At 52.1% G+C, this 5552-nt stretch carries 4 protein-coding genes and 1 pseudogene; 1 reads left to right on the top strand and 4 read right to left on the bottom strand.

Annotation, left to right across the window (positions count from 1 at the left end; genetic code table 11):
• Nucleotides 1-49: 49 nt before the first annotated feature.
• From IR141_RS13610 to IR141_RS11955, 4 genes are all read right to left on the bottom strand, one after another.
• Nucleotides 50-787 carry an N-6 DNA methylase gene (locus IR141_RS13610; protein ID WP_209304434.1) on the bottom strand — a complete coding sequence of 246 codons (738 nt, stop codon included), beginning with the start codon at nt 785-787 and terminating at the stop codon, nt 50-52.
• On the bottom strand, nt 750-1553 hold the full coding sequence (locus IR141_RS13605; protein WP_209304433.1) for a type I restriction enzyme HsdR N-terminal domain-containing protein: 804 nt from the start codon (nt 1551-1553) through the stop codon (nt 750-752). The genes IR141_RS13610 and IR141_RS13605 overlap by 38 nt, the downstream gene beginning before the upstream one ends.
• Nucleotides 1554-1653: 100 nt before the next feature.
• Nucleotides 1654-3948: a Tex family protein gene (locus tag IR141_RS11960; RefSeq protein WP_135037583.1), complete on the bottom strand. Its 2295-nt coding sequence runs from the start codon at nt 3946-3948 to the stop codon at nt 1654-1656.
• 353 nt (nt 3949-4301) lie between these two features.
• On the bottom strand, nt 4302-5069 hold the full coding sequence (locus IR141_RS11955; protein WP_135037580.1) for an endonuclease/exonuclease/phosphatase family protein: 768 nt from the start codon (nt 5067-5069) through the stop codon (nt 4302-4304).
• A 311-nt stretch (nt 5070-5380) separates the two neighbouring features.
• Between IR141_RS11955 and IR141_RS13600 the strand changes: the two are divergent.
• Nucleotides 5381-5552: pseudogene (locus tag IR141_RS13600) on the top strand (IS1595 family transposase); the annotation flags it as partial.

Raw genomic sequence — 5552 nt, 5'->3', positions numbered from 1 at the left:
TGGACCGCCTGACTTATTGCTGCGATATTTTTGAGACGGGCAATGATTCTTACCGGATGAAACACCGCTCATAGGGTGGCTCAATTTTAGACCACAACTGTGGCTCAGTTTTGGAATGGAATTGACACTTAATGCCGTAGGCGGCAGCGTAATACGGTGCGGGGTCGGCGTTTTTATATTGATTTATGATGGGTCGGATTTGTGTGGCATATTCGTTTAAAAAATGGCCTGACCCACAGGCGTAATCAATCATTTTCGGCACGCTTTCGCCGTTTTTAATCAGATTTTCCAAAGGTAAAGACGACACGAGAAAACGTACAATCGGCATGGGCGTGAAAAACTGTCCTTCGCTTTGTTTTACGCCTTGATCAAGAAAGCCTTCGAATAAGTCGCCTAAAAACTGGTTTTGCCCGCTGCCGTCGGTTTTAAGTTTGATGTCCTGCAGCATCTGCACGACTTCTTTCAGAATTGCGCCGTTTTTGAAAAACAGCGGGCGGTTGTGTACATCGAGAAAGGCAAAGTCGTTGTTGGTGTAATATTTGATTTCTTTGAATTTTTCTAAAATGGTGCGCTTGGTTTCGTCTTTTTTGTTTTTGAATAGGGCAAAAGCGTCTTCGATTTCGTTGTTGGTAACGTGGGTGATTTCTTCGCCCAAAAATTCATCCATGCCTTTTTTATATAACTCTTGCAGACGGTCTTGCAGGTCAAAATAGTTGTCTTGTGCCGCGCCTTTCCAATAGACTTTTAAATTATTCGGGTTTTCGCTTTCGTCTTTGATTTTTGCCAAAAAGATATTGACCAGCTTGTCGAATGCGTTTTCGCGACCCGATACGTTGTGCTGGCGCATAAATAGTGGCGAAGCGGTGGTATTTTTTCTGGATGGCGAGACTATCCACTTCTTTTAAATCGGTGGTGGCAAACGGACGTGTGCCAATGTGGAACGGAGCGGATTCAAACAGATTGTTTTCGGTGGAGTCAAGCTGGTAGGTTTGCTGCCATACTTGAAAAAAATCGGCTTTGCTGCCGCTTTCTTCGCGCACGCTTTTGTAACTTTTCAACCTATTGTCGCTTTCCAGATATTTTTCGTTGTCTTTCATGGAAACAAGACGGTAGCTCTGTTCTACGCCGCCGTTTGCCCAATCGGCGGCGTACAGGCACAGGTATTGCGCTTTGCGGTAACTGTTGAAATAGTTGAAAAGCTGGCCGCCGTCTTTCTGCATGCGCTTCCATGCCTTGTCAAATTCGCTGTCTTTGGCATCGGTAGTTTTGCACTCGATAAGCAGATATTCTTCCCCGTCATTGTTTTTAATCAGAATGTCGCAGTAAAAACTCGTGTCTTCGCGCCCGCCGACTGTTTTGGGCTCAAGAGTAATGTGTTCGGGCTTGTAGCCTGTTTGCAAAAGATTATGCACGCACTCGAATACGACAAAGTTTTCGTTGTGGCTGAAATTTTTGCTGGTCTCGCGCTCGGCGGTAATGCCTGCGGGATAAATAAGTTTTTGATTGGCAAAATCGGCTTTGAGTTCATGGCCGTTTATGATTTTGGAAAACATCTTTCCGTGTTGCTGAAAGTCCAGCAGTTTTAATAAATCTGTAAGATTCTCTCGTGTAATCATGATACTTGAATCTCAAATTAGGGTTTCGACAAATGGATTACCGCTTCAACTTCGCAAACGCATCGGCCATGGCCGAGTTGGCGGGTATTTTTTCCTGCCGTTGCGCTTTGCCTTTTGTGCCGCCGGTGCGTTGCGGTTTGTTTTCAGACGGCCCGGCGTTTTTTGCCGTGCCGCTGCCTGGTTCGTCATTCAAGCGCATGGTTAAGGCGATGCGTTTGCGCTGGGCATCGATTTCCAGCACTTTCACCTTCACCACATCGCCGGCTTTGACGATTTCGCGCGGGTCTTGCACGAATTTATCGGCCAGCGCGGAGATGTGTACCAGGCCGTCTTGGTGTACGCCGATGTCCACGAATGCGCCGAAGTTGGCAACGTTGCTCACCACGCCTTCCAATATCATGCCGGGTTTTAAATCGCTGATTTCGTTGATGCCTTCGGCAAATGCGGCCGTCTGAAACTTGCCGCGCGGGTCGCGGCCGGGTTTTTCGAGTTCGGCAAGAATGTCCATAACGGTGGGCAGGCCGAATTGTTCGGTGGTGTAGGCGGCGGGTTTGATTTGTTTGATTTTTTCGCGGTTGCCGATAAGGTCGGCGGCGCTGATGTCGAGGTCGGCGAGCATTTTGGCGACCACGGGGTAGGCTTCGGGGTGGACGGCGCTGGCATCAAGCGCTTCTTGGCCGCCGTTGATGCGCAGAAAGCCGGCGGCCTGCTCGAAGGTTTTTTCGCCGAGACGCGGCACGTTCAGAAGCGCTTTGCGGCTTGCAAACGCGCCGTTTTCATCGCGGTAGGCAACGATGTTTTGCGCCAGTGTTTGGTTGAGGCCGGAGATGCGGGCGAGCAGCGGCGCGGAGGCGGTGTTTACGTCCACGCCGACTGCGTTTACGCAGTCTTCCACCACGGCATCGAGCGATTTGGCAAGCTGCGCTTGATTGACATCGTGCTGGTATTGGCCGACTCCGATGGATTTGGGGTCGATTTTCACCAATTCGGCCAGCGGGTCTTGCAGGCGGCGGGCGATGGATACCGCGCCGCGCAGAGAAACGTCCAAATCGGGAAACTCGCGTGCCGCCAGTTCTGAAGCGGAATAAACAGACGCGCCGGCTTCGGAAACGATGATTTTGTGCAGCCCCGCTTCGGGCAGCGCGCGCACGAGTTCGGCGGCGATTTTGTCGGTTTCGCGGCTTGCGGTGCCGTTGCCGATGGCAATCAGTTTCACGCCGTGTTGTTTGATCAGGCGGGCGAGCGTGGCCAGCATGTTGTTCTCTTGGTGGAGATAAACGATGGCGGTGTCCAGCAGTTTGCCGGTGTCGCCCACCACCGCGCATTTCACGCCGTTGCGGTAGCCGGGGTCGAGGCCGAGCGTGGGCAGGCGGCCGGCGGGCGCGGCCAGCAGCAGGTCTTTGAGGTTGCGGGCAAACACGGTGATGGCATCGGTATCGGCATTGTCTTTCAGACGGCCTAAGGCTTCGATTTCGAGCGAAAGAAAGATTTTCGCCCGCCAGGCAAGGCGCACGGTGTCGCGCAGCCATTTGTCGGCGGGGTGGTTGCGGTCTTCGATATTGAAGTGTTTGCAGATGATTTTTTCGTAGTCGCTGGGTTCGGTTATCGGGGTGTCGTCGGGGCGGTATTTCAGGGACGCTTGCAGAATGCCTTCGTTGCGGCCGCGCAAAACCGCCAGCGCGCGGTGGCCGGGCATGGTGCGCACGGCTTCGCGGTGGTCGAAATAGTCGGCAAATTTTTGGCCTTCCTGTTCTTTTCCTTCCACCACCTGCGCGTGAATCTCGGCCTCGCGCCACAGTTTTTCGCGCAGGGTGCCGATGAGCGCGGCATCTTCGGCGAATTGTTCCATCAAAATGGCGCGCGCGCCCTCCAGCGCGGCTTTGCTGTCGGGAACCTGCCCGCTGAGATAGGCTTGCGCGGCGGTTTCGGGGTCTTGGTCTGGGTTTGCCAGCAGCAAATCGGCCAGCGGTTGCAGGCCGTTTTCGCGGGCAATCTGCGCTTTGGTGCGGCGTTTGGGCTTGTAGGGCAGGTATAAATCTTCAAGCGCGGTTTTGTTGTCGGCCGCTTCGATTTGCGCTTTGAGGCCGTCTGAAAGTTTGCCTTGCTCCGCTATGCTTTTTAATACGGTTTGTTTGCGTTCTTCAAGCTCGCGCAGATAAGTGAGGCGTTCTTCGAGGGTGCGCAGCCGGGTATCGTCCAGCCCGCCGGTGGCTTCTTTGCGGTAGCGGGCGATAAAGGGCACGGTGGCGCCTTCGTCTAAAAGGGCAACGGCGGCGGTGATTTGAGCGGCGGTGGCGGAGAGTTCGGCAGCGAGGGTTTGGGTGATGTTCATGGTTGTTTTCGGGAAAGGTAAAAAAGGGGAAAGGATAGCGGTTTTAATGATGGTTGGCAAAGATGCCGCCAATCCGTCCGCTTTAAAATCATGGCCGCGCCGGCCTGTTTCGCTGTGTCTGTTTTGCTATGTCAAATCCGCTTGATTTCTGTTGCGGCGTTGCTGCATCTCCGCTCGAGAGAATGGTTTTGCAAAACCCGGGCGGCAACAGAATCGGGTTTCATATTGTCTGCGGGCTGCTGCTTTTTACCGCAAATTAAGCGGATTCACCATGCTGGGGCGGTTTCGGTGAGCCGTCCAGGCAATAAAGGCCGTCTGAAAGGTTTCAGACGGCCGGTTTGGATGCGGATACGTTACGGCTGTTTGATGCGGGGCAGCACTTTCACACTCAGGGGCAGATGGTCGGAGAGCCGCTGCCACTGTCTGCTGCAGTGGATTTTTGCGCCGACCACTTCGAGATTGCGGGTATAGATGCGGTCGAGGCTTAAAACGGGCAGGCGTGAGGGAAAGGTTTTGGGGCGTTTGCCGTTTTCATCTACAAACACCTCCTGCAAATTCAGTGCATTGCCAAGCAAAATGGTGGATTTGTAACGCCAATCGTTGAAGTCGCCGGCGATAATCAGCGGGCTTTGGGGATCGACTTGGCGGGTGATGTAATCAAAAATCGCCCGATATTGCTTTAAGCGGTCAGGCTCGCGCAGGTTGAGGTGGGCACACAGGCACACCAGCGGTACATTCCAGTTTTCCGGCCAGATTTCGCAATGCAACACACCGCGCTGCTCGAGTTTATTGACGCTGATATTGAGATTGTGGCGGGTGTTGATGGGCATATGGCTGAGAATGGCGTTGCCGTGGTGGCGCTCGGGGAAGGCGGCGGTTTTGCCGTAGCTGCTGTGAAAAGAGAGGCGCTCGCTGATAATGTCGTAATGCGGCAGGTGGGGAAAATCGGGCAGTTTGGCACGGCGCCCCCGGTGTTCGCCCTGTACTTCCTGCAAAAACAAAATATCGGAATGGAGGCTTTGCAGAGCCTCGGCCATGCTGCCGACCTGAACTTTGCGGTTGAGCGCCGACATGCCTTTGTGCATATTGTAGGAAGTGACGGTAACGGGAGCGGGGGGCATAATGTGTGTTCCGTTGTTGTTGTTTTGCCTGATAATTGAATTATATCGTAAAATGCAAAATAGACCAGTAACGTTCCGCTGCGGTTTATTAACAGGGCAGTTCGTCAGGCTACTCAAGCGAAACGGAAACAGTTTATCTCTCACTCCATTGATCTCTCTTCAGAAAAATAGTAGAAAATAGTAGATTAGAAAAATAAGTAGCACCATTAATTCCATAACAATAGATAATGCTAAATCTAAATGTGTTCATATCTAAATTAAATATGTGGCTTACGAAGCAAAATCAGCAAAAATGATGTTAAGCTTCTGATATACCTATTAAAAACAAATACCAAAAGTTCAGTAAAATTACCGAATCAAAATTCCGTCAAATCCTGCGCCTTTTCACACTTGATTTGACCGCTTCCGATACCGCCAGACTCACCGGCATCAGTACCCAAAGTGCCAATATCTGTTTCTCAAACTGCGTTGCCGTATGGCTGC

It is taken from the genome of Neisseria sp. 19428wB4_WF04 (genome assembly GCF_015235335.1).
Lineage (GTDB): Bacteria > Pseudomonadota > Gammaproteobacteria > Burkholderiales > Neisseriaceae > Neisseria > Neisseria musculi.
The sequence above is the reverse complement of the archived record's forward strand: the minus strand, read 5'-3'. Positions and strand labels throughout refer to the sequence as shown.

Excerpts from the sequence above, each read along its gene's own strand:
- IR141_RS11955 (WP_135037580.1), bottom strand. The coding sequence starts at position 5,069 with ATGCCCCCCGCTCCCGTTACCGTCACTTCCTACAATATGCACAAAGGC.
- IR141_RS13605 (WP_209304433.1), bottom strand. The coding sequence starts at position 1,553 with ATGTTTTCCAAAATCATAAACGGCCATGAACTCAAAGCCGATTTTGCC.
- IR141_RS11960 (WP_135037583.1), bottom strand. The coding sequence starts at position 3,948 with ATGAACATCACCCAAACCCTCGCTGCCGAACTCTCCGCCACCGCCGCT.